The sequence below is a fragment of the Haloarcula sp. KBTZ06 genome (genome assembly GCF_048595605.1).
Classification (GTDB): domain Archaea; phylum Halobacteriota; class Halobacteria; order Halobacteriales; family Haloarculaceae; genus Haloarcula; species Haloarcula hispanica.
Genome location: NZ_CP184337.1, coordinates 2,912,395 through 2,934,551 on the forward strand (window position 1 = coordinate 2,912,395; position 22,157 = coordinate 2,934,551).

At 65.5% G+C, this 22,157-nt stretch carries 22 protein-coding genes; 10 read left to right on the forward strand and 12 right to left on the reverse strand.

Annotation, left to right across the window (positions count from 1 at the left end; all coding sequences use genetic code 11):
* Positions 1–30: 30 nt before the first annotated feature.
* Together ileS and ACNO8S_RS15210 are read right to left on the reverse strand one after the other, a co-directional pair.
* Entirely contained in the window at positions 31–3,288 is a 3,258-nt protein-coding gene (gene ileS / locus ACNO8S_RS15205) for an isoleucine--tRNA ligase (RefSeq protein WP_151144955.1), read from the reverse strand.
* Positions 3,289–3,340: 52 nt separating this feature from the next.
* Positions 3,341–3,532, reverse strand: a complete 192-nt coding sequence (locus tag ACNO8S_RS15210) for a hypothetical protein (RefSeq protein ID WP_023843467.1) — start codon at positions 3,530–3,532, stop codon at positions 3,341–3,343.
* Between the two features lie 84 nt (positions 3,533–3,616).
* Between ACNO8S_RS15210 and ACNO8S_RS15215 the strand changes: the two genes are divergently transcribed.
* The 3 genes from ACNO8S_RS15215 to ACNO8S_RS15225 are packed head-to-tail and all read left to right on the forward strand — an operon-like array spanning position 3,617 to position 5,474.
* Positions 3,617–4,240: a uracil-DNA glycosylase gene (locus tag ACNO8S_RS15215; protein ID WP_044952092.1), complete on the forward strand. Its 624-nt coding sequence runs from the start codon at positions 3,617–3,619 to the stop codon at positions 4,238–4,240.
* A 34-nt stretch (positions 4,241–4,274) separates the two neighbouring features.
* A complete protein-coding gene (locus tag ACNO8S_RS15220; protein ID WP_058990859.1) occupies positions 4,275–4,703 on the forward strand; it encodes an HIT family protein in 429 nt (142 codons plus the stop codon).
* A gap of 42 nt (positions 4,704–4,745) precedes the next feature.
* Positions 4,746–5,474 carry a ParA family protein gene (locus ACNO8S_RS15225; RefSeq protein ID WP_420182224.1) on the forward strand — a complete coding sequence of 243 codons (729 nt, stop codon included), beginning with the start codon at positions 4,746–4,748 and terminating at the stop codon, positions 5,472–5,474.
* Here the strand turns inward: ACNO8S_RS15225 and ACNO8S_RS15230 are convergent.
* Positions 5,471–5,845, reverse strand: a complete 375-nt coding sequence (locus ACNO8S_RS15230; RefSeq protein ID WP_420182225.1) for a universal stress protein — start codon at positions 5,843–5,845, stop codon at positions 5,471–5,473. The two genes, ACNO8S_RS15225 and ACNO8S_RS15230, sit on opposite strands and share 4 nt — an antisense overlap.
* A 391-nt stretch (positions 5,846–6,236) precedes the next feature.
* Between ACNO8S_RS15230 and ACNO8S_RS15235 the strand changes: the two genes are divergently transcribed.
* Positions 6,237–6,974, forward strand: coding sequence for a ribonuclease H-like domain-containing protein (locus tag ACNO8S_RS15235; protein WP_014041661.1), 738 nt, complete (start codon positions 6,237–6,239; stop codon positions 6,972–6,974).
* A gap of 100 nt (positions 6,975–7,074) precedes the next feature.
* Here the strand turns inward: ACNO8S_RS15235 and ACNO8S_RS15240 are convergent, their stop codons facing one another.
* The 3 genes from ACNO8S_RS15240 to ACNO8S_RS15250 all read right to left on the reverse strand — a co-directional run bounded on the left by ACNO8S_RS15240 (position 7,075) and on the right by ACNO8S_RS15250 (position 8,450).
* Positions 7,075–7,380, reverse strand: a complete 306-nt coding sequence (locus tag ACNO8S_RS15240) for a hypothetical protein (RefSeq protein WP_023843468.1) — start codon at positions 7,378–7,380, stop codon at positions 7,075–7,077.
* Between the two features lie 149 nt (positions 7,381–7,529).
* A complete protein-coding gene (locus ACNO8S_RS15245) occupies positions 7,530–7,697 on the reverse strand; it encodes a hypothetical protein (RefSeq protein WP_014041663.1) in 168 nt (55 codons plus the stop codon).
* 120 nt (positions 7,698–7,817) lie between these two features.
* On the reverse strand, positions 7,818–8,450 hold the full coding sequence (locus ACNO8S_RS15250) for a rhomboid family intramembrane serine protease (protein ID WP_050007537.1): 633 nt from the start codon (positions 8,448–8,450) through the stop codon (positions 7,818–7,820).
* 90 nt (positions 8,451–8,540) lie between these two features.
* Between ACNO8S_RS15250 and ACNO8S_RS15255 the strand changes: the two genes are divergently transcribed.
* Positions 8,541–8,831, forward strand: coding sequence for a hypothetical protein (locus ACNO8S_RS15255; RefSeq protein WP_420182226.1), 291 nt, complete (start codon positions 8,541–8,543; stop codon positions 8,829–8,831).
* A 6-nt stretch (positions 8,832–8,837) separates the two neighbouring features.
* On the forward strand, positions 8,838–9,287 hold the full coding sequence (locus tag ACNO8S_RS15260) for a GIY-YIG nuclease family protein (protein ID WP_129755796.1): 450 nt from the start codon (positions 8,838–8,840) through the stop codon (positions 9,285–9,287).
* Here the strand turns inward: ACNO8S_RS15260 and leuS are convergent, their stop codons facing one another.
* From leuS to ACNO8S_RS15285, 5 genes are all read right to left on the reverse strand, one after another.
* Complete coding sequence (leuS, locus tag ACNO8S_RS15265; protein WP_420182227.1) at positions 9,288–11,963, reverse strand: leucine--tRNA ligase; 2,676 nt, start codon at positions 11,961–11,963, stop codon at positions 9,288–9,290.
* A 498-nt stretch (positions 11,964–12,461) separates the two neighbouring features.
* Positions 12,462–13,508, reverse strand: a complete 1,047-nt coding sequence (locus tag ACNO8S_RS15270; RefSeq protein ID WP_050038257.1) for an ABC transporter permease — start codon at positions 13,506–13,508, stop codon at positions 12,462–12,464.
* A gap of 10 nt (positions 13,509–13,518) precedes the next feature.
* On the reverse strand, positions 13,519–14,799 hold the full coding sequence (locus tag ACNO8S_RS15275) for an ABC transporter permease (RefSeq protein ID WP_420182228.1): 1,281 nt from the start codon (positions 14,797–14,799) through the stop codon (positions 13,519–13,521).
* Positions 14,796–16,352 (reverse strand): ABC transporter ATP-binding protein, encoded by a 1,557-nt coding sequence (locus ACNO8S_RS15280; RefSeq protein ID WP_191450644.1) that lies wholly within the window; start codon positions 16,350–16,352, stop codon positions 14,796–14,798. The genes ACNO8S_RS15275 and ACNO8S_RS15280 overlap by 4 nt, the downstream gene beginning before the upstream one ends.
* 173 nt (positions 16,353–16,525) lie before the next feature.
* Positions 16,526–17,692 (reverse strand): BMP family lipoprotein, encoded by a 1,167-nt coding sequence (locus ACNO8S_RS15285; protein ID WP_420182229.1) that lies wholly within the window; start codon positions 17,690–17,692, stop codon positions 16,526–16,528.
* A 157-nt stretch (positions 17,693–17,849) separates the two neighbouring features.
* On the opposite strand from ACNO8S_RS15285, the gene ACNO8S_RS15290 reads away from it, so the two are divergent.
* Complete coding sequence (locus ACNO8S_RS15290) at positions 17,850–19,043, forward strand: inorganic phosphate transporter (protein WP_129755798.1); 1,194 nt, start codon at positions 17,850–17,852, stop codon at positions 19,041–19,043.
* 30 nt (positions 19,044–19,073) lie between these two features.
* Here the strand turns inward: ACNO8S_RS15290 and ACNO8S_RS15295 are convergent, their stop codons facing one another.
* Positions 19,074–19,505, reverse strand: a complete 432-nt coding sequence (locus tag ACNO8S_RS15295; RefSeq protein ID WP_014041672.1) for a universal stress protein — start codon at positions 19,503–19,505, stop codon at positions 19,074–19,076.
* A gap of 508 nt (positions 19,506–20,013) precedes the next feature.
* Here ACNO8S_RS15295 and ACNO8S_RS15300 point away from each other — a divergent pair.
* From ACNO8S_RS15300 to fer, 3 genes are all read left to right on the forward strand, one after another.
* Entirely contained in the window at positions 20,014–20,622 is a 609-nt protein-coding gene (locus ACNO8S_RS15300; protein WP_420182230.1) for an IMP cyclohydrolase, read from the forward strand.
* 76 nt (positions 20,623–20,698) lie between these two features.
* A complete protein-coding gene (locus ACNO8S_RS15305; RefSeq protein ID WP_420182231.1) occupies positions 20,699–21,397 on the forward strand; it encodes a metallophosphoesterase family protein in 699 nt (232 codons plus the stop codon).
* A 90-nt stretch (positions 21,398–21,487) separates the two neighbouring features.
* Positions 21,488–22,156 (forward strand): ferredoxin Fer, encoded by a 669-nt coding sequence (gene fer, locus ACNO8S_RS15310; RefSeq protein WP_050037264.1) that lies wholly within the window; start codon positions 21,488–21,490, stop codon positions 22,154–22,156.
* Position 22,157 lies beyond the last annotated feature (1 nt).

The window sequence follows — 22,157 nt, forward strand, 5'->3', positions numbered from 1 at the left end:
CCCGCTCGTTGTAACGCGACTGCGTGCCGCTTAATCCGACGCCTCAGCCGCGGCGACCGGTGCTATCGCGATTTCCATCTCAATCCCTTCGACGTCCCACGTTTTTCGATGGCCGTCCTCGACGCCGCCGAGTTCGTCAGCCCGAACCTCCTCTTTGATGAGCGCCTCGTGCTCGCGGACCAGCGAATCCACGCGCTCGTCGTCGATTGCCAGGTCCACGACGATGCGCTCCTCGATATCGAGTTCGAGGTCCTTTCGCATCTCTTGCACGCGGCGGATGACCTCGCGGGCGTACCCCTCGCTCTCGATGCCTTCGGTGAGCGCCGTGTCGACGTAGACGACGCCGCCGCCATCGAGCGCAGCGAACTCCGTCCCGGTGACGCCCTCGGGGGTCTCGCGGCGGAACTCGACCATCTCCTCGGTGAGGTCGACGTCCTCGCCGAGTGCTTCGCTCACTGTGCCTTCGAGGGTATCGAGTGACTGCTCGCCGACGCGGGCCTCGTTGAGCGCGTTCATGACGCGGCCGGCGTCGTCGCCGAAGGCCGGGCCGAGTTCGCTCATGTCGGCCTCGGCGGAGTACTGGAGTTCGCCCCACTCCTCGTCAGCGCCGACGACCTCGACGGCGCGGGCGTTGAGCCGGTCGGCGATGATGGCCTCCTGTGCGCGGACCGCGTCGGCCACGTCGTCGCTGTCGACGTCGACGACGACGCGGGTGACGGGCCAGCGGAGCTTGCGTTCGGCCTGCTGGCGGGCATTCGAGCCCGCTTCCTCGACCTCGCGGACGACCTCGATTTCGCGTTCGAGCGCAGGGTCGTGCAGGTCGGCGTCGACCTCGGGCCAGTCACACATGTGGACCGTCGGGTTGCCGGCGTCGCCGGTGAGTGCGCCGTACACCTGCTCGGCGACGAACGGCGTGAACGGGGCAAACAGCGCGGCCACGGATTCGAGCACGCGGTAGAGCGTGGCGTAGGCGGCCTGCTTCGAGGCGCTGTCCTCTTCTTCCCACATCCGCTCGCGGACGACCTGAATGTAGAACCGGGAAACGTCTTCGACGACGAATTCGAGCAGTTCGTCGACCGCCTTGTCGTTCTCGAAGTCGTCCATCGAGTCGGTCATCGCCTCGGTCACGGTCTGAAGCCTGGAGAGGACCCACTCGTCGACGAGTTCGAGGTCTTCGCGGACATCCTCGACTGTGGTCTCCTCCGGATTGAAATCATCCGCACGCATGTACGGCAGCGGGAAGCGCGCGACGTTCCAGAGGATGTTGAGCCGCCGTTGCATCTCGGCGGTCTCCTCCCAGGAGAAGTTCATGTCCTCGCCCTGGGCAGTCACCGACAGCAGGAACAGCCGCATCGGGTCGCGGCCGTGCTTCTCGATGACCTCGTGGGGATCGATGAGGACGCCCTTGGACTTGGACATGCCGCGGCCGTCGGGCATGTTGGCGTAGCCGTGCATCAGCACCTGCTTGTACGGAATCTCACCGGTGGCGGCGGTGCTCATGCCCAGTTGCGACCAGAACCAGCCGCGGGTCTGGTCGTGGGCCTCCATGATGAGGTCGGCGGGCCACAGCTCCTCGAAGTCCTCAGTCTGTTCGGGGTAGTCGACGGTCCCCCACGTCGCCACGGAGGAGTCGAGCCAGACGTCGAACACGTCGCCGACGCGGGTGTAGGTCGTGCCGTCCTCGGTGATGGTGAGGTCGTCGACCGTGCCCTTGTGGAGGTCGACGTTTTCGGGGTCGATGTCCTGGTCGACCCGCTCGGCAAGTTCCTCGCGGTCGCCGACGACGATGGCGTCGTCCATGTCACCGGACCAGTCTTCAGGGAGCCAGATGGGGATCGGGATGCCCCAGTAGCGCTGCCGCGAGACGTTCCAGTCCGGCGCGTCCTCAACGAAGTCCCGGAAGCGGTTGTCTCGCGCCCACTGCGGGTACCACTCGCTGTCCTCGATATTCGCAAGCAGTTCGTCCTTGATGTCGGTCACCGTGATGAACCACTGGTCGGTAACGATACGGACGATGTCGGTGTCACAGCGCCAGCACTGCCCTTCGCGGACGGTGTGGCCAGATTCACTGGAGAGCAGGACGCCGTTCTCGTCGAGGTCGTCGATGACCTCGTCGTTGGCGTCGCGGACGAACGTCCCTGCGTACTTGCCCGCGTCGTCGGTGTAAACGCCGTCGCTCCCGACCGGACAGAAGATTTCGAGGTCGAGTTCCTGTCCGCGCTCGAAGTCCTCCTCACCGTGGCCGGGCGCGGAGTGGACGAGACCCGTGCGGTCGGCCTCGACGTAGTCGGCGGTATACACCTGCCCAGAGCCCTCGCCTTGGGCGTGGTCCGGCACTTCCTCGGCCAGCGGGTGCTCGTACGCCCAGCCGACCATCTCCTCGCCGGACAGTTCCTCGACGACCTCGTAGTCGTCGTACCGGCCGGCCTTCAGCACGTCCTCGACGCAGGCCTCGGCGACGTAGAGCCGTTCGGTATCACCGTCTTTCTCAGCGTCGACGCCCACGTAGTCGAGGTCACCGTCGACGGCGACGAAGGTGTTGGCGACGATTGTCCAGGGCGTCGTCGTCCAGATGACCAGACTGCCCTCGCGGCTCGCGGTTTCACCGCTCGCTCGTTCCGAGGTCTCGCTCCGCTCGCCCTCGCGGTCCGCCAGCGGGAACTTGACGTAAATCGACGGCTTGCCAACGTCGTGGTACTCGACCTCGTTGTTGGCGATGCCAGTTTCACAGCGCGGACACTGGTTGATAGAGCGCTGGCCCTGTTCGACGAGGCCGCGCTCGTGAGCCTGCTGGAAGCCCCACCAGGCGGCCTCCATGTACTCTGGATTGACCGTCTTGTAGGGGTCGTCCCAGTCCATCCAGACGCCGAAGTCCTGGAAGTCCGTCTGGAGGCCTTCGAGTTGCTCCTCGGCGAAGTCTTTGCACTCCTCGATGAAGTTCTCCTCACCGAACTGCTCGATGTCTTTCTTGTTCTCGAAGTCGAGGCGCTCCTCGACTTTCGTCTCGATGGGGAGGCCGTGCATGTCATAGCCCGGCCGGTCAGTGACGTTGTAGCCCTGCATCCGCAGGTAGCGGATGTAACAGTCCTTCAGGGTCTTGTTCCACGTCGTCCCCATGTGGGCCGCGCCGGAGGTGTAGGGCGGCCCGTCAACGAAGAAGTAGTCCTCGCCGTCGGCCCGGTGGGCCTTCGTCTGCTCGTAGGCGTCGACGTCGTCCCAGTACTCGAAGACCCCGTCCTCGACGGCGTCGGGGTTGTACTGGTCGTCGACAGCGGCGAAACGTTCCATACCGGCACATTCGCCGCCTCCAATAAAGGACAATCGGTTGTATGTGTGCTGTTCAGGGCTCGCGCTCACGCTGGAGGAGCAAGCTGACCGTCTCGCCGGTCTTGTCTGTGAGCGGAGCGGCGACATGCCACCCCTCGGCTCCGAGTTCGTTCAGTTGTTCGACCGGCGGCGTGACCTCGCCGCCGAGTCCGGCGATCATGACATCACTGTCAACCTCGATAGTGCGGTACTCGTAGGAGGGCATACAGATGCTGGAGCGGCCACCGGCGATAAACGTCTTGTGGTGGCGACCGCCACGGCTTTGCCGCCGACGGCCGTGCCAGCGCATGTGCCAGCGTTCCCGACCGACGAGCAGCAAAACGCCCTCACAGAGGACTGCCGACGCTGCCCGGAACTCGCCGAGAGCCGGACCTGTATCTCGTGGGGCAACGGCCCGCCGTCGGCCGACCTCGTGGTCATCGGCGAAGCACCGGCTGACGGCGACCCGGAAGCCGAGCAGTGGCGGGGCGGCAACCTGACCGGGATGGCCTACACCTCGCGGCGCTCCGGCCGGAAAATCCGGCAGGTGCTCGCCGACGCCGGGTTCGGCCACGACGACTGCTACTACACCAACGCCGTGAAGTGCCATCCGCCGGAGAACCGCGACCCGACCGACGCGGAGTTGGCGAACTGCCGCCCCTACCTCGTCGAGGAAGTCGAAGCAATCGAGCCAGCGGCGGTGCTGACCACCGGCAAGCACGCGACGAAGACCGTGCTGGCGCTGGACGACGACAGCCTCGACGGGTTTCTCGACAGCGTGCTCGACCCGCTGCAGAGCGAGGCGCTGAGCGTTCCCGTGGTCCCGCTGCTCCACCCCTCGTATCAGGAGGTCTGGCTCTCGCGGCTGGGCTACAGTTACGACGAGTACACGGCGGCCATCGCCGACACGGTCACCAGTGTCGATGACACCTAGAACCTTCTTGTGACCGCCGGACACAGGGACGACCATGAGCGAGGACTGCATCTTCTGCCAGATTGTCGCCGGTGACATCCCGAGCCGAACCGTCTACGAGGACGACACCGTGTTCGCGTTCCTCGATGCAAATCCCCTCTCGCCGGGGCACACGCTCGTCATCCCGAAGGCCCACCACGAACGGCTGAACGACACGCCCGCCGACGTGGCCGGCGAGGTGCTGTCGACCCTGCACGAACTCGTCCCCGCCGTCGAGGCGGCCGTCGACGCCCCCGCCAGCACGGTCGCGTTCAACAACGGCGAGGCGGCCGGCCAGGAAGTCCCGCACGTCCACGGCCACATCATCCCGCGGTTCGAAGACGACGGCGGCCGGCCGATCCACGCGCTGGTCAACGACCGTCCTGACCTCTCCGACGACGAACTAGACGACATCGAGGACGACATCGTGGCCGAACAGGCGTAAAATTCCGTATCTTTTTATCGAAAGATAATCCAACAGCGACGCATGGGGGTTCCGACGCTCGCGTTCGTGGGGTGTACCGGTGGGGCTGGAACGACCAGGCTGACAGTCGAGACGGCGGCGACGCTGGCCCGGGGTGGGCGGTCCGTCGCCGTCGTCGACGCGGCCTTCGGCACGCAGGGGCTGGCAACGTACGTCGACGGGCGGCTCGACGCCGACGTGACTGCGGTGGCCGTCGGCGACGTGCCGGTCGACAGCGCGCTGTTCGAGTGGGATATCGACGCCGACGGGCGGGTCGCGCTCTGTCCGGCCCACGCGCCGTTCGAGCGCCTCGCGCGAGCGAAGTCAGCCGAGAGCGCACAGACGCTCGAACGGGCTATCGAAGAGGTGGCCGGCCGGTTCGACCACGTCCTGCTCGACGTGCCGCCGATTGCGTCGAATCAGGCCGTCGCCGCTGCCACGACCGCACAGCGGCGGGCGCTCGTGGTGCCAGCCAGCCGGCGCGGCGGCGACCTCCTTCCGAGACAGCAGGGCCGGCTTCGAGACATCGGTGCGCCGGCCTCTGCCGTCGTCGCGACGCGTGTCCACGGCGATGACAGCGAACCCGTCGAGGACGCCGCACACACGGTTCCGCACATCGGCGCGGGCGCGTCCAGACCACTTGCGACGGACCCCGATTCCGATGTCGCACCGACCGTCGCCGCGATGGCCGAGGACCTGCTCGATGTCGACCTCGGCCTGACCTTCGAGGACGACGGCCTGTTCTCCCGCTAGGGAAATGGGAGGACGATGACCGGGCGGTCAACGCGGGTCAGGAGGTCCCGGGCGGTCGAGCCGATACCATCGCTGTCGTCGGTCCCGCGGTTCGGACCGATGAGGAGTTCGTCCGGGTCGTGTTCGTCAACCGCCGCCAGTATCTCCGTCACGGGCTCACCGTCTTTCGTTTCCGTTACGGGCATAAACGACGCGAGTCGCGAGCGGGCGACATTGACTGCGTCACCCGCGTCACGCGGCGGAGCATCGGGGTCGCGGACGGCGACCACGATGACGTCGTCATCAGCTGCCGGATCGAGGCGCTTCTGGAGGTAGTCAGCGGCGGCCGCAGTGACGTGGACCGAGTTGGTGGCGAGCAGAAACGTCGTCATGGGCTACTCTGTGGCGTCGCTCGGCTTCGTGCTTTCGCTCGTCAGCAGCGCACCACAGCGAAGGACAACTATACAGATAGCAACAGAATCGGGGCGTAGCATACACATAGCGGCTGGCTACTCATATACGGGACTCCTTGCGAAGCCATGCCCCTATCCGAAACCCCGGACCCGGTACGGTTCGTCTGTCCGTTCTGTGAGCGGACGTTCGGCCGGCCCCAGTCAGTGTGTGATAGCTGCGATAGCACAGTCGTCGTCTCCGTGGAAAGTCAATCAGTGTACAACAGCATCCTTCCGATGTGTGGACATTAGGCGGGGAGGGACATGACGCTCCGGCCGCCTGTCACGCGCACCGACGGGCTTACATACAGCCCAACCTGTACCCGAGAGCGTGCGCGTCGAGAACAGTTTCATCGGAACCGACGGCGTCGGGGAGAAGACCGAGCGGTCCATCTGGGAGCAGGGCGTCACCCACTGGGACGAGTTCGAACCGTCCGTCGTCGGCGGCCAGCGCGGCGACCGAATCCAACAGTTCATTGACGAGGGGCGGGACCGCGTGGCCGAAACCGACGTGTCCTACTTCGACCACGCGTTTCCCAGCAGCGAGCGCTGGCGACTGTACGAGACCTTCCGCGAGCGGGCCTGTTTCTTCGACATCGAGACGACCGGACTCGATCAGGACCGCAATCAGGTGACGACGGTGAGCCTCCATCAGGACGGGGAGACGCAGACGCTCATCGCCGGTGACGACCTGACCGCCGAGAACCTCCGGGCCGCCTTCGACGGCGCGGACCTGCTGGTGACGTTCAACGGCAAGCGATTCGACGTGCCCTTCCTCGAAGCGAACTTCGATGTCAATCTCGACCGCCCACATCTGGACCTGATGTACACCTGCAAGAAAATCGGGCTCTCCGGCGGCCTCAAGCAGGTCGAGCAGGACATCGGCATCGAACGGGACCGACCGGACATCTCTGGCCGGGACGCGGTGCGGCTCTGGCGGGAACACGAACAGGGCCGAGACGGTGCACTCGAAACGCTGGTGTCGTACAACCGGGAGGATACAGTGAACCTCAAGACGCTGGCCGAGACAGCCACCGAGCGGCTTGACGAGCAGGTTTTCGTCGGTTGACAAACCGGTCGTGAACCGTCACCATACCCCCATTGTTTCGAGTGGAGTGTGGAAGTGTGACGGAATATCAAATGATCCTGGTGAACCCAGGCGTATCGAGTTATCGACTCCAGAAGGGCGTATGCCCGTGTCCGAGAACGATAGAAGCGACGTGCCAGGCAACAAGTTCGAGGAACAGCGCCGTATCCTGTCCGGTGCCGACGCCGTAGAGCGACGGGAGATACAACAGCGGCAGTAGTACGGCTCCCCAGAACGCGAACGGTCGGACACCGACGAGCGTCACGGTCCAGACTCCGTGGACCGCAAACACGAGCGTGTCGAGGTATCGGCCGGCGTCCGTCGGTCGTAATCTATCGGTGTCGCTCCGTTGGGGCAGCGGGGGGCTATCGCTGCTCGATGACCCCACTGTCACTCACCCTGTCTGGCCTTGGTATCATTGGTCGAAACAACAGTATACCGCACCTAATCGGTGGTTGTTACACATATAGGCGGCCGCTTCGGCGTGTCTATGTATATTCACGTCCACGGTTTCTGTCATGTCTGTTCCAGCAGGAATCACACCGGATTCACCGCGCCCTCACAATCCGGACACGTCGCGAGCATCCGCGGCCAGTCGCCGGCCGTGTCGTACGCGATGACGAGATTCGCTGCGGGAATCCTCACGTCACAGACCGGACACCTCCCCAGCGGTGGGTCGGCCGTTTCTATGTCACTGTCCCACATACACTGCGCTACGCACTCAGTACATATTGTTACCAGGCACCTACGAAGTGTGGGGCCAGTTGTATCAGCAGCGTCCTATCAGAACGGGCGTGGCGAAGCTGTCTCGGAACGACGTGCTGCTCAGTAGTTGGCGGCCTCGGGCGTCTGTGACGAGTCCGTCGGCCGCAGCAGGTGGACGCGCCCGGCAAGGAACCCTAGCAAAAGGCCGGTGAAGTGTGCGATGAGCGCGACGCCAGGGTTTGCGGTCGCGAGGGTGATCGCGGCGGCAACAATGCCGGCCAGCGCCAACTGGACGCGCGGCGCGAGTTCGAAGCCCCCGATGACAGTGTCGGTCAGGCGGTTGGCAGCGAGCAGGTAGCCGAAGAGGGCAAACACCGCGCCGCTGGCCCCGAGCACGGAGACGTGGCTGACCATCCCGGGGACCAGCGGGCCGACGAGACTGGTAATCGAAACCTGTGAGACGCCGGCGAGTGCGCCGGTCGAGACGAAGAAGGCGTGGAACCGGAGCGGCGACGTCCGGCGTTCGAGGACGACGCCGGCGAGAGCCAATCCGACGGCGTTTGCGAGGAGATGTGACAGGCCAGCATGTGCGTACACGCTTGTAACGAGCGTCCAGGGACGACTGAACAACGGGGGCGAGAGGGCGAACAGGCTCCGCGGGGCGGTCACCACGCCGACGGCCTGCTGTGCGAGGAACACAGCACCGATGACCGCCAGCGTGACCACGGTTGGGCTTTGTCGCAACGGCTTCATTGTGCCGATATTGTCGCTCTCAACACAAGAAACGCTCGGACAGCCCTCTGTTTCAGAACGCATAGGTGGCATCGTCGCGTTCGTTCGCGTATGTCCGACCTGAGCGAGACGCTCGCCGCGGCGTTCGCCGACGAGACCGACGACGAGATCGCACAGACAGCCGCCGACAACATCGCCGACTTCGCCGAGGAGTACGACGAGGACCTGACGAGCGACCGCGTCACCGACCTGCTCGCGGACGCGCCATACGACGACTTTGGCCGCCGGTTCAACTGGGTCATCGGCGAACTCGCCGCGGAAAACGAGGACTGCACCGACTCCCGGGCGTTCCGCATCGACGGGTTCGGCGAACTCGCCGCCGACCCCGACATCGGGACCTGAGCGCGCATGCCTGGCGGGACCTACACGCTGGTTCTCGAACGGGACGCCAGCGGGCCGATTGCAGTCGGCGCGCTGGGCGAAATCGAGTTCCCGGCGGGCTGGTACGCCTACACCGGGAGTGCGCTGGGCAGCGGCGGCTTCGGCCGCATTGACCGCCACCGCGCCGTCGCCGCCGGCGACAACGACACCCGGCACTGGCACATCGACTACCTGCTGGGCGACGCGGCGACGACCGTCGACCGGGTCGTCACGACCGAGGCCGACGTCGAGTGCGCCGTCGCCAAACGGGTCGACGGGCCGGCGGCAAAAGGGTTCGACCGCGTCGACGCCTTCGGCTGCTCGGACTGTGACTGCCGCTCGCACCTGATACACCACGAACAGCGGGAGAAGTTGGTCGACGCAGTGACCGGCGCCCACGAGGCCGCCCAGGCGGAAACGGCGGCCGCGACCGAGTAGTCAGGAGATGTGGATCGCGGGCTTGTTTGGTCGCGCCTTGGCCGCGAGGTCGTCGTCGGGTGCGGCCCGCCGGACGACAACGTCACAGCCGAACTCGTCTTCGAACAGCCACGCGGCCTGCTGGAGCGTGTCGAGTTCGCGTTCGCCGTCGATAATCGGTTCCAGTCCCGCGCCGCGGTCGGCCAGCCGGTCGGCGAACTCGGCGGCCGCGTCACCGTGCTGTTTGATGTCGTCGTCGGCCATGATCTCGCCAACGATGGCGTCGCCGGGGTCGGACTCGCGGGCGATCTCGTAGGCGCGGTACTTCCAGTCGGCGGCGACGACGAGTTCGATCTCGTTCGGCGCCTCGATGTCGACGACCTCCGTGATTTCGCGCACGTCGTCGAGGGTCTGCCGGACGACCTGGCGCTCGATGCGGTAGTCGTCCACGTCACGGAGCGGTTCTGGCCACCGGCTCTCGGCGACGAGGCCGTCCTCGTCGAGCAGCTGCCACATCTCCTCGGCGAGGAAGGGGGCGATAGGCGCGACGAGGCCGGCGAGCACCCGCAGGCCGCGACCGTAGGCGAACTGGTAGGGCCGGTCGTAGCCCGCGTAGCGCCCCAGCAGCCGGGCGAACCGCTGTAGCTCGCCGATGACGCGGTGGAACCGGAACCGGTCGTACTCTTCGGTGACGGCCGCGATAGTCCGGTCGATTTCCCGCTCCAGGTACGCGTCGTGGCCGGTGCTTTCGGTCCGTGTCTCGGTTCTGTCAGTGTACTCCGTGACAAGTCGGTACAGCGTCTGCTGGAAGTCGTAGGCCGTCGAGACGTCCTTGACGGTCCACTCGAAGTCCTGGGAGGGGTGGGCCGCCGAGAGGACAAACAGCCGCGTCGTCTCGGCCCCGTACTCGTGGGGCGCGATGTCGTTGCCCTTCGATTTGGACATCTTCTCGCCGCTGTGAAGCACCGTCCCCTGATTGATGAGCCGCTCGACCGGTTCTTCCCGGTCCAGCAGGCCGATGTCCGACAGCGCGCGGGTGAAAAAGCGTATATAGAGGAGGTGCAGCACTGCGTGTTCCTCGCCGCCGACGTACACGTCGACCGGGAGCCACTCGTCGGCGGTTTCCTGGTCGAAGGGGGCATCTTCGAAATGCGGCGACAAGTATCGCAGGAAGTACCACGAGGAGTCGACGAACGTGTCCATCGTGTCCGTCTCTCGCACCGCGTCGGCCCCGCAGTCGGGACACGTCGTCTGCTTCCACTCCTCAGCCGCATCGAGGGGATTGCCGGTCGTCTGGACGTAGTCGGGCAGTTCCACCGGCAGGTCGTCTTCCGGAACCGGGACGTGGCCGCAGTCGTCGCAGTGGACGATGGGAATCGGCGTCCCCCAGTAGCGCTGGCGGGAGATGAGCCAGTCCCGCAGGCGGTAGGTCACCGCTTCCTCGGCGGCCTCGTGCTCGCGCAGGCGCTCGCGGGCGGCGGAGCTGGCGAGCCCGTCGTACTCGCCGCTGTCCGTGAGCATCCCGTCGCCGGTGTAGGGCGCGTGCGGCAGATCCGTCCCGCTGCCGTCGACCGGTTCGACGGCCTGTTCGACGGTCAGATCGTGCTCGTCGGCGAAGGCGTGGTCCTGTTCGTTGTGGGCCGGCACGCCCATGACCGCTCCTGTTCCCACGTCATCCAGCACGTACGCCGCGACGTACACCGGCAGTTCCTCGCCGGTGTAGGGGTGGGTCGCGGTGAGGTCCGTCTCGACGCCGCTCATCCCGGCGTCATCCGTGCTCGCCACTGATTCCACGTAGTCGGCGACGGCGTCGTCCGTCTCGGCCAGCGCTCGCGCGAGGTCGTGGCCCGGCGACAGCGCCAGATACGTCGTGCCGTACACCGTGTCGAGCCGCGTCGTGAACGCATCGACGGTGTCGTAGTCGTCGTGGCCGACGGAGAAGGCGACCCGAGCGCCCTCCTGGCGGCCGATCCAGTTGCGCTGGCTGTCCCGCACGCCGTCGGGCCACCCCTCCAGGTCGTCCAACCCGCGATACAGCTCCTCGGCGTAGTCGGTGATGGCGAAGAACCACTGGTCGAGGTCGCGCTGCTCGACGCCGGTCCCGCAGCGCCAGCAGACGCCGCCGTGGGTGTGGCTGTGGCCAGTGCCGGCAGTCGTTTCGCCTTCATCAGCTTCCGGCGGCGTTTCGACCTGCGCGTCAGCAAGCACTGTCTCACAGTCCGGACACCAGTTCACCGTCGCCGCGCCGTAGTCGACCAGTCCCTCGTCGTAGAACTGGGTGAACAGCCACTGGTTCCACTGGTAGTACTCGGGGTCACAGGTGGTGACTTCCCGGGACCAGTCGTAGCCAAAGCCCATCTCCCGGAGGTCGGCTTTCATCTGGTCGATACACGTCCGAGTCCAGGACTCGGGGTCCGTGTCCCGCTCGTAGGCCGCGTTCTCCGCCGGCAGGCCGAACGCGTCCCACCCCATCGGGTGAAGCACGTCGTCGCCGGCCATCCGCCGGTACCGAGCATACGCGTCCGTGATAGCGTAGTTCCGGATGTGCCCCATATGCAACGAGCCAGAGGTATAAGGGAACATCCCCAGCACGTACGTCGGGTCCTCGGCGTCAGTGGGGCATTCAAACACTCCGTCTCGCTCCCAAGCCTGCTGCCAGTACTCTTGAACCCGGGCGTGGTCATATCGGCGCGACATTTGCTACCTCGTCCTGTGCCTGCCGCGCACATGAGTGTTCGGCTAGGATTGGACTATTCTCTTCCAGTGGCTACCAGAAAGTCCCGAGGCGCTGGGCTCCTGCGACTCGCTGCGCTCTCTGCTCACGGCGCGGAACGCCGTTCGCACGTTCCGAGGGACCGCAGGTCCCTCGCTCCTCACTTCGTTGCGGTGCTTGTGTCGTGGTCCGAGAGAGCAGAGCTCTCTCATCATCCCGAAAATCGAAGATTTTCGGACGATCTCGAACGCCCAGCGCCTCGCCCCTTTCATCCCCACCCATAGCCGGTTGGCCAATCCACGCTGGGCGGGACTGAAAGGGGCCGCACCATCGGCGAACCCCGGCGCAGCAAGCACTGGCGCGAACGCAGTGAGTGAAGGGCGCAGCAAGCCGCGGGAGTCGATAGTGCGGGGGCTTTCTGGCTGTTCGCATTTGATCAACTGCTGCGGGCAGAAACAAGTCCAGAGAAGGTTGTGTCTAGCTCATTCCTCGCCGGACTCGTAGTGCTCGCCAGCGGCTTCTGGCAGGCGGGTTTTGCCCACCAAGGCGAGGACGACGATGACGGCGACGAACGGAATGGCCTGGACCAGTGAATCGGGGACGGCGATGACATCGGCTGTCTGGAGGCGCAACTGGACGGCGTCGAGGCCGGCAAACAGCGTCGTCGACAGCAGCGCGCCGACCGGGTTGTAGTTGCCGAACAGATAGGCGACGATGGCGATGAACCCCTTGCCGTTGACCATCGTCGGGCCGTTGCCGGTGAACTGGCCGATGTTGATGGCCAGCGCGGCCCCGCCCATCCCCGAGAGGACGCCGGAGAGGAGGACGGCTGCGTAGCGGACGCGGGACACGTCGACGCCGGCGGTGTCCAGCGCCTTCGGGTTCTCGCCGGCGGCCCGGACCCAGCGGCCGAAGGTGGTGCGGTTCAGCACGTACCACGACGCCGCCACGGCGAGGAACATGATGTACACCGCGGGCGAGGCGTCGAACAGCGCGCCGAAGAACGGGATGTCGGCCAGCGCCGGGACTGTTATCGTATCGAAGGTGCCGACGTTGCTGGTGTTCGGCCCGCCGTAGAACACCTGCGAGGCGAACGGCGCGAGGCCGAGCGCGATGAGCCAGACGGCCAGGCCGGCGATGATCTGGTCGGCGCGGAACTCGATACAGACGACGGCGAACACGGCAGCGAGCAGCGTCGACGCGACGATGCCGATGAGGAACCCGAGCCACAGCGAGCCGGTGGCGTCGGCCCCGAAGATGGCTGCGAAGGCCGAGATGATGAGCAGGCCTTCGAGCCCGATGTTGATGATGCCGCTCTTCTCGGCGAAGATGCCGCCAAGCGCGGCCAGCACGATCGGGACCGAGAGCCGTAGCGTCGAGGACAGCGTCGATTTCGAGGCCAGTACCCAGAATATCTGACCGGGCGTCGACGCCGGCGCAAGGAGGCCGAATCCGGCGAGGACGGCCAGTAGGAGGAACGCCGCGGCGGCGATGAACAGCCGGCCTGACATCGACGAGAGTCGCTCCATGGCGCTGTCGTTAGTCATCGGCACCACCTCCCGCGGTCGCGGTGGCCTGTCTGTCGCGCTGTCCCCTTGCGAGCCACCGACCGATGATACGGAAGAACTCCGGCATCGCGACGAACAGGATGATGAGCCCGCGCAGGACACCGACCAGCTGTGGCGGCACGTTAGTCGCGAACGCCACCACGTTCGAACCGGACTTGAGGACGCCGAACAGGAGCGCGGCGAAGACGGCCCCGATGGGGTTGTTGCCGGCGAGGATGGAGACGGTGATCCCGTCGAAGCCGTAGCTCGGGATGCCAGTCTGGAACTTCCCGAGCGTCATCATCACGAACACGGCCCCGCCGATACCACCGAGTGCACCGGACAGCGTCAGCGACGTCAGGATGGTCCGGGCGGAGTCGACACCGCCGTACTCCGCGGCCGCGGGCTGGATGCCGGCGGTCCGCAGGTCGTAGCCGAAGGCCGTGTGTTCGAGCAGGTAGTAGACGCCGCCGACGAACAGGAGCGCAATCAGGAGCGCGAGCAGCGAGAAGTCCGTCCGCGGGTCGAACAGGATCGAGGGGAACTGTCCCTCGACGGGCAGTGTTCGGGTCTGTGTCGCCTGGCTCGTCGGGTCGGCGAAGTGGTTCCGGACGAGATACAGCGAGACCCGGACAGCGACGAAGTTGAGCATGATAGTGGTAATTACCTCGTTCGCGTCGGCGTAAGCTTTCAACGCGCCGGGTATCGCACCGTAGAGGCCGCCACCGATTGCGCCGGCGAGCAGCCCGAGCGGGATGAACAGAACGAGGGCGATTGTTCCGGAGACCAGCGAGCCGGCCCACAACACCGTCAGTGCGGCCGCCAGCGCGCCGATGATGAGCTGGCCCTGCGTCCCGATGTTGAAGATGCCCGCACGGAAGGCTAAGGCGACCGAGAGTCCGGTGAACACCAGAATCGTCGTCTCCCGAAGCGTCGCCGCGAACTGCGCGTTCAGCGGCGACCAGCCGCCCGTGAAGGGGTCGCCCAGTGCGCCGAGGAACAGGCGGTTGAACACGTAGAACGGGTCGTAGCACAGCGTCGTGGAACCAAAGGAAAGTACCGGCGACCGACACGTCGCCATCAGTCCCGCAGCGGTGACGATGACCGTCCCGACGACGAGAGAGAGCAACAGCGCCGAGACGGCGATGAGAATCCGCTCGCCGACGGAGGTCTGGCCCAGCCTGATGAGTCGCTGCCGGTACTGTGACCACCGGTCGTCCGAGGCCGGTGCCGGCGGGTCGTCGCCGTTCCGCGACGGGCCGTCGTCGCTCATTGGTGACCCTCCTCGTTCGCCGCAATGGTCGGGACGGCGTCAGGTTGCTGCCCGGCCATCAGCAGTCCGAGCTGTTCCTCGGTCACGCGCTCGGGGTCAACGATGTCGACGATCTCGCCCTCGTAGACGACGGCGAGACGGTCCGAGAGCGACTGGACCTCGTCGAGGTTCGAGGAGATGAGCAACACGGCCCGGCCCGCTTCGCGGAGCGCGTTGATCTGATCGTGGATGAACTCCATCGACCCTACGTCCACGCCGCGGGTGGGGTGGGAGGCGACGACGAGACGCGGGTCCCGGGCGAACTCCCGGCCGACGACGAACTTCTGCTGGTTCCCGCCGGAGAGGGACTTGGCGTGGGCGTTGGCATCCGGCGGCCGAACGTCGTACTCTTCGATTATCTCCTCCGCGTGGTCGCGCGTGTGGTTCCAGTCGATGCGCCCCTTCGAGGTGTAGTCGGCCGCGTGCTGGCTCCCCAGCAGGCCGTTCTCGACGAGGTCGAAGTCCATCACCAGTCCCCGCTCCTGTCGGTCTTCCGGGATGTAGGCCAGCCCGGCCTCGATGCGCTCCCGGCGGCTGTCGGTGGTCCGGTCGACGCCGTCGTAGGTAATCGTCCCCTCGTCAGGCATTTGGAGCCCGGTAATTGCCTCGACCAGTTCCGACTGGCCGTTCCCGTCGACGCCGGCGATACCGAGTACCTCGCCGGCCCGGACCTCAAGCGAAATCCCGTCGACTGCGCGGACACCCCGGTCGTCCTCCACGACGAGGTCCGAAACCGCAAGAATAGACCGGCCCGGCTCGGCGGGCTCCCGGTCGAGATCCAGCAGCACCTCTCGGCCGACCATCATCTCGGCCAGTTCCTCCCGAGTGATGTCGTCGGCCGGCACCGTCCCGACGTTTTTCCCCTCGCGCAGGACGGTGATTTCGTCGGCAGCCTCCATCGCCTCGCCGAGCTTGTGCGTGATGAAGATAATCGTCTTGCCCTGGTCGGTCAGCTCTTCGAGCACGCGAAAGAGGTCCTCGACTTCCTGTGGCGTGAGTACTGCCGTCGGTTCGTCCAGAATCAGGACGTCTGCGCCGCGGTAGAGCGCTTTGAGGATCTCGACGCGCTGCTGGACGCCGACGCCGACGTCTTCGATGCGGGCGTCGGGGTCCACGTCGAACCCGTATCGCTCGGACAGTTCACGGACCTGTTCTCGGGACTGTTCGCTGTCAACTGTGAGTCCAAGCCACTTGCGGGGCTCGTTCCCAAGCGTGATGTTTTCGGTGACGGTCATCGGATCGACCAGCATGAAGTGCTGGTGGATCATACCGACACCCTCGTCGATGGCGTCGCGTGGCGAGTCGAACTGCTGTGTCTCGCCGTGCACGTTGACCGTCCCCTCGGTGGGCTGGTAGAGCCCGTAGAGGACGTTCATCAGGGTGGTTTTTCCCGCACCGTTCTCGCCGAGCAGTGCGTGAACCGTCCCCTTCTCAACCGCCAGATCGACGTCGTCATTCGCGACTACCCCCGGAAACCGCTTTGTAATACCATCGAGGTGGACGGCCTGTTCCATACTCTGAGCCGTTACCTTCCCGTTGTTTTAACTTCACGGTTCCACATGTCTGGCAAAAATATGCGGCAACTGCGTGTGTGGCCGCGGTGACTCGGACGGATTGTTGTATATTATTTTCGGATAATTCCGACCGCGGGGCGGAACAGATCGACAAATCGCTTTAACGATCCGTCTCAGGCGTTGTCGGGGTCAGTGGGCACGCTGATGTCGCCGTCGATGATGCTCTGGCGGACCTCGGACACCTCGTCTTTGACGCCCTGTGGGATCTCCGAGCCGATCTGCTGGCCGTACACCGCTTCGACACCGTTCTGTTCGAGACCGAGCGTGTTCACGGCACCGCCCTCGAAGTTGTCGTTGACGACCGATTCGACCGACGTGTACACCGCGTTGTCGACGCGTTTGACCATACTCGCGAGGATGACGTCGCTGAAGTCCGCTTTCGTGACCGACTGGTCGCGGTCGACGCCGACTGCGAAGCGCCCCGCCTCCTGGGCCGCACGGAACACGCCGGTCCCGGTGTTACCGGCCGCGTGGTAGACGATGTCAGCACCGGATTCGTACATCGAGAGGGCCGCCTCCTGTCCGCCGGAGGGGTCGTTGAAGTCGCCGACGTAGGCCGACTGGACCTCGACGTCCTCCTCCGCGTGCTTGACGCCGGCTTTGTAGCCGGCCTCGAAGCGACCGATGAGGTCACCCTCGACGCCGCCGACGAAACCGACGCTCGCGGAGTCACCCTGCGTGGATCCGGCTCCAGCCGAGAAGTCCTGGCTGGTCAGCTTCGCGGCCATCAGTCCGATGAGGAACGAGCCCTGATGCTCACCGAACACGTACGAGCCGACGTTGTCCGCCTCGACGACGGAGTCGACGATCATGAATTTCTGGTCCGGGTATTGTTCGGCGGTTTCTGTAAGGGCGTCCGCCTGCAGGAAGCCGATACAGCAGACGAGGTCGTAGTCCGGGTTCGAGGACTGCGCGTACTGCTGCTGGAGGCTGCCGAAGTCTTGTACCGCTTCCGGCTGAGACTCGTCGTATTCGATACTCAGCTCGTCTGCCGCTCGGATAGCGCCGGTCTGAGCCTGGTCGTTGAACGACCCGTCACCGAGCCCGCCCGTCGCGTACACCATTCCGACACGAGCGGCCGGGCCGCTGTCGCCGCCGTCCCCGCCGTCGCTGTCGGTGTCCCCGCCGTCGCCTCCGTCACCGTCCCCGCCATCGCCACCGAGGCATCCGGCTAACCCGATTGCAGTTGCGGTACCAACACTACTGATGAACGTGCGTCTCCGCTGTGACATGTCCCACCAGCGGTGTCGATAGGCGTTAAAGACTTCGGTGTCGCACATTAGCCACATCGGCGACAAATCATGGCAAGGCGGGCCGATCGGCTGTCGATACCGACGCCGCGGACATTTTATGTACTGGGTGTGAACGGCTGGCAATGACAATCTGGTCGCGTTCACACAGCAGCAACTGGCAGGCCCTGACGGGGCCCAGCACGCGGTGACTACCGTCGTCTTCGGGGCGCTGGTCGCCCTCGCGACGCTCACCGGGCTGGTGACAGCCTGGACACTCGGTGCGAACAGCAACTCACCGCCCTTCGCCCCGGCTATCGGCGCGAACGCCATTTCGACGATGCGCGCCGCCTTCATGATCGGCATCCTCGCCGCGCTGGGCGCACTGACCCAGGGCGGGAGTATCTCCGAGACAGTCGGAGCCGGCCTCATCGACGGTGTCGCCATCACATCGCTCGCAGCCATTGCCGGCCTGTTGACCGCGACGGGGTTCATGGCGTTCGGGATCTACTCGGGCTACCCCGTTCCAGCGGCGTTCGCGACGACGGGCGCGATGGTCGGCGTCGGGCTCTCGCTGGGCGGTCAGCCGGTCTTCGACACCTACCGCCGCATCATCACGTTCTGGCTGCTCGTCCCGCCAGTGTCGGGGAGCCTGGCCTATCTCACCGCGACCGTGTTGCGCCGGGACGACATCCCCGAGACGGTCGGCGTCCCGTTACTCGCCGGCGTCGTCGGCGGTATCGTTGCCAACGTCCAGTTGAGCATCATCCCGTCGCCGACCGGCACCGACCAGGGCTCGCTGGCCGGCTTCGCCGCGATGGTCGCCGGAACGGACATCGCGGCTGTCGCCGCGACGCTGCTGGTCGCCGCCGGGAGCTTCTACTACATCCGCCGGCAGACCCAGGCCTCCGTCGACAAGGGCATCAAGACCTTTCTCGTCGTTCTCGGCAGCGTCGTCGCCTTCTCCAGTGGCGGCAGTCAGGTCGGCCTCGCGACCGGCCCGCTGGAGAACCTCTACGGCACCGAACTCGGCCTGCCCGGGTTCGTGTTGCTGGCACTCGGTGCGGTGGGCATCCTCGGCGGGGCGTGGATGGGCGCGCCTCGCCTGCTACAGGCGACCTCCCGCGAGTACGCACAGCTGGGCGTCCGGCGCTCAATCGCCGCACTGGTTCCCGGGTTCATCATCGCACAGGCCGCCATCGCGCTGGGCATCCCCATCTCGTTCAACAACATCATCATCTCCGGGGTCATCGGCGGCGGCCTGGCTGGCGGCTCCGCCGGCGTCTCGCGCCGGAAAATTGGCGTGACTGTCGGGTTCTGGCTCATCACACTCGTCACCAGCGTCGTGCTCGGCTACGGCGTGTATCAGGTTCTGGAAGCGGCCCTCGGCAGCCAAGCGTGAAAAGCTCCCGCGTGCTGTCCGGGTCGACGACTACCGGACGACCGTCACCGTCACCGGGGCTTCGCTGACGACCGCCGTCGCAACGGTCCCGAGCAACCGCCTGGCGATCTCGTTTCGCGTCTCGCTGTGACCACCCATCACCACCTGGTCCACGTCGACCTCCTCGACGTAGTCCAGAATCGTTTCGGCTGGATCACCGGTCTCGACGGCTGTCTCGACCTGCCGGCCGACTTCGTTGGCCTGCTGTGACGCCCGGTCGACGAGATTCGCGGCCCGCTCGTCGGCCGCCGCCCGGCGGTCCTCGTCCGGTTCGAGCATCCCGCCTTCGCTCATCCCGGTATCGAGCGGCGCGACGACGTTCAGGACCGTAATCCGACAGTCGAACGTCTCCAGCGCGTACGTCAGCGCCTCGTCAGCCAGCGGTGACCCGTCCAGCGGGACGAGGACGTGCGTCGGTGCCATATGTTCTCTCTGGCAGGAAGCTACAAGTAGCCACGGGCAAGCCGGCGCTTGCCAGATGTGTGTCAAGCCCGTCCCACATGAGTTCGAACCAGTGGAAGACTCGAGTCCACTAATCACGACGCTGTCGCTCACGGGTTGTTCGCGACAAGAATAGTCCATCCTGGATTCGAACCAGAACCAGACGTGCTCGCTTCGCTGTGCGCGACTGGCGGGGTTCGAATCAGTAATTACGATTTCGCGGCTCGCGAGTTTGCTCGCCACAGAAATAGTCCATCCTGGATTCGAACCAGGGTCGAAGCCCCCAGAAGGCTTCAGGATTGGCCTCTACCCCAATGGACTGTGTGCACTCTACAGTATCGGGTGCCCCTTTGTAAGCGTTGCGCGATTCGGTCGGACATGAAGCGTGTCAGCAGCCCACACAACACCGCCAGGAGAACAATAGCGTCATGCCTACGCTAGACGGCAAGACATCGACAGCGCTTTTTCGGGGTGCCGTGCACACTCGCGTATGTACGTCGGACGATTCGTCGTCGTCAGTCCCGAGGTCGGCGCGTACCGCGTCTCCTCGCGCTCGTTCCCCAACCGCCAGGCAGTACAGCGCGACGGCACAGTGACTATCGAGCCGACACCGGACGCGCCGGAGACGGACAACCCATACATCTCCTACAACGGCGTCCGCGTCACCGAGCGCGGCGCAGTCGTCGGGAACGGCTCGCACGTCGACCCAATCGCGGAGAAGCTCGAACTCGGCTATCCGGCGCGGGACGCTATCGCGGAGCCGCTCCTCTCGCTCGACTTCGAGAAGGACGACTACGACACGCCGCGGGTCGCCGGCATCGTCGGCGTCGACGGGGCGGACCCGACGACCAACGCCGACGGGCCGGGGGCGGTCATCGGGACCGTCCGCCGGGACGCGCTGCTGGTCGAGGAAGTCACCGAGCCGACGCTGGTGGCGACCTACGAGGAGGACAGTCCGACGGCGTTCGACCTGGCCGCGACCGAGGCCGGCGAGGTGGCCCGCGAGGTGTACGACCACAAGTACGAGCATGCCGTCTGTTCGGCCGGCGTTTCGGGGTCAGCGGGCGAGTTCGACGTGGCAGTGTACAACGGGGAGTGAGCGGATGGCCGCACAGCAGACACAGATACTGAGCCAGGACCGACACTCAAGACCCCACAGGGGGTAGACACTAGCAATGGAACTCGGCATACTCTCTGATATCCACGGCAATCGGGTGGCGCTAGCGGCGGTGCTTGCGGACATGCCGCCGGTCGACAGGCTGGTCTGTGCGGGCGACGTGGTCGGCTACAACCCCTGGCACGCCGACTGTGTCGACGCGATGCGGGGGCACACCGATGGGCTCCCAGCGGACGTTCCCTGGCCGACCGAAGAAGTCCCGACGGTGATGGGCAACCACGACAGGGCGGTCGCCGCCGAGACGCCGTTCGCGTTCAACGGGATGGCCCAGGCCGGCGTCGAACACGCCACGGAGCAGTTATCCGACGAGCAGATCGAGTGGCTGGCGGCGCTGCCCGACGAGCGCCGCGTGTGTGACGGCCGGGTAAAACTCGTCCACGGCCACCCGGACGACCCGGACCACTACACGTTCCCCGAGGAATTCGGCCCGGACCTGCTGGGCGACGAGGACGTACTCGTGATGGGGCACACACACCATCAGCACCACGAGGTGTACGAGGACGGCATCGTGATGAACCCCGGCAGCGTAGGCCAGCCCCGCGACAAGGACCACCGGGCAGCCTACGCCGTGCTCGACCTCGCGGACCTGACTGTCGAGGAGCACCGCGTGGCCTACGACACGAGCGAGGTCATCGACGCGGTTACCGACGCTGACCTGCCGCGGCAAATCGGCTTCCGGTTGACGCAGGGCCGGTAGCCACAGGGAGTGTACGTCGCCTGTCGCCGGCAGCCTGCAGAAACTGCAGCGGGAGGAGGGAATTTATGTCCGTGACCGCTACCGTGTGGTGTGGAGTCCCCATTCGAGGTCCTCGGAATTCCGCCGGACGCGGACGACGGGGAGATCGTCGATGCGTACCGCGAGCGGGTGAAGGAAGCCCACCCGGACCAGGGCGGCTCGACGGAGGAGTTCCAGGCGGTCAAAGACGCCTACGAGCGACTGCAGAACGGCTACGAGCCCGGGGACCCGCTGCCGGACGAGTCACCGACGGGCGAACCCGGGTCCGAGACCGAGCAAGCCCCGCCGGAACCGGACGACCCGCTGGTGGAGTTTCTCAACTTCGAGGTGCTGGAGGACCACGGCTGGGCGCTCGAAGACGAGGATCTGTTCGAGAAAGCCGCCGACGCGAACTTGCGGTCGTCTGATTTCGGGCGGTTCTACGTCGATCCGAACGACACGTTGCTGGAAGCGGCCGAGAAGAACGGCTTTGCGTGGCCCTTTGCTTGCCGCGGCGGCGCGTGTACGAACTGCGCCGTCGCGGTCGTCGAAGGCGAGATGCCGTCGCCGGCGAGCCACATTCTCCCGCCGGACCTCACCGAAAAGGGGATTCGGCTCTCGTGTATCGCCGCACCGGTGTCTGACGACGCGAAAATCGTCTACAACCTGAAACACCTGCCCGAAGTCAGCGAACTCCTGCTGCCCGCGAGCCGGTTCGAGCAGGCCTCCTCAACCGATTAAA